The 1,317-nt window shown below is 62.3% G+C and carries 1 protein-coding gene and 1 pseudogene; both read right to left on the bottom strand.

Translation table 11 applies throughout. The features are described 5' to 3' along the window. On the bottom strand, positions 1-936 hold a 936-nt coding region (gene gap / locus EN879_RS36195; RefSeq protein ID WP_127274724.1), incomplete at its 3' end, for a type I glyceraldehyde-3-phosphate dehydrogenase. Between the two features lie 158 nt (positions 937-1,094). After that, positions 1,095-1,317 (bottom strand): annotated as a pseudogene (locus EN879_RS36190) (transketolase); the annotation flags it as partial.

The raw sequence follows: 1,317 nt of genomic DNA, 5'->3' as shown, positions 1-1,317 counted from the left end.
GGAGAGCACCGATACGAAATTGCCGTCCATCACCTTGGTCTGGTCGAGCGCCATGATCGAGGAGCGCGGATCGTGGTTGAAGTCGATCGACACGTTCGGGTGATGGGTGACGCCGAGAATGCCCTTGAGCTTGCCGTTGGAGGCGGCGATCACCGCTTCGTTGATCTCCTGCACCGTGGTCGACCGCTTGGCGATGAACTTGAAATCGACGACCGAGACGTTCGGGGTCGGCACGCGGATCGAGATGCCGTCGAGCTTGCCCTTGAGGTCGGGCAGCACCAAGCCGATCGCCTTGGCGGCACCGGTCGAGGTCGGGATCTGCGACAGCGCCGCGGCGCGGGCGCGGTAGAGATCCTTGTGCATGGTGTCCAGCGTCGGCTGGTCGCCGGTGTAGGAGTGGATCGTCGTCATCATGCCTTTTTCGATGCCGACCGTTTCGTGCAGCACGGCTGCCAGCGGCGCCAGGCAGTTGGTGGTGCACGAGGCATTCGAGATGACGATATGATCCTTGGTCAACTGGTCGTGGTTGATGCCGTAGACCACGGTGAGGTCGGCGCCTTCGGCAGGGGCCGAAACGATGACGCGCTTGGCGCCGGCGGTCAGGTGTGCCGCTGCCTTGTCGCGGGCGGTGAAGATGCCGGTGCATTCGAGCGCGATGTCGATGCCGAGTTCCTTCCACGGCAACTGCGTCGGATCCTTGATCGCGGTGACCTTGAACGTCTCCTTGCCGACGGTGATCTGGTCGCCGGATACCGAGACTTCATGCGGGAAGCGGCCGTGCACGCTGTCATAGCGCAAGAGGTGCGCATTGGTCTCGACTGGGCCGAGGTCGTTGACGGCGACGACGTCGATGTCCTTGCGGCCGGATTCATGGATAGCGCGCAGGATGTTGCGGCCGATGCGGCCAAATCCGTTGATGGCAACTCTGACGGTCATAATTCTCTCCCTGGGAGTTGGAGGGCGGACGAGGGGTCTGCAGTTTCATAGCGGCGGAAGCAGAAAGAATCCAGCCGCACTGGCGTGGATTTAAATCGATTAAGTTGAGCCAGCCCGGCGAAGCCGTTTTCGCGGTTTCGCCGAACTGGCCCAGAATCTTACTTGGCGTGCAGGCGGGCTTCCGCCGCCTTGGCCGCGGCCTCGGCGGTAATGCCGAAATGCGGATAGAGTTGCTCGATCGTGCCCGACGCGCCGAAGCGGGTCATGCCGACGAAGATGCCGTCTGAGCCGATCAGATGATCCCATCCCTGGCGGATGCCGGCTTCGATCGCCATCTTGATCGGCGCATTGCCGATCGTCTTCTTGCGGTAGTCGTCGCTC

The organism is Mesorhizobium sp. M7A.F.Ca.AU.002.02.1.1, from assembly GCF_003998535.1.
GTDB classification, from domain to species: domain Bacteria; phylum Pseudomonadota; class Alphaproteobacteria; order Rhizobiales; family Rhizobiaceae; genus Mesorhizobium; species Mesorhizobium ciceri.
Note: the sequence above shows the minus strand (reverse complement) of the source record. Positions and strands in the feature narration are given on the sequence as shown.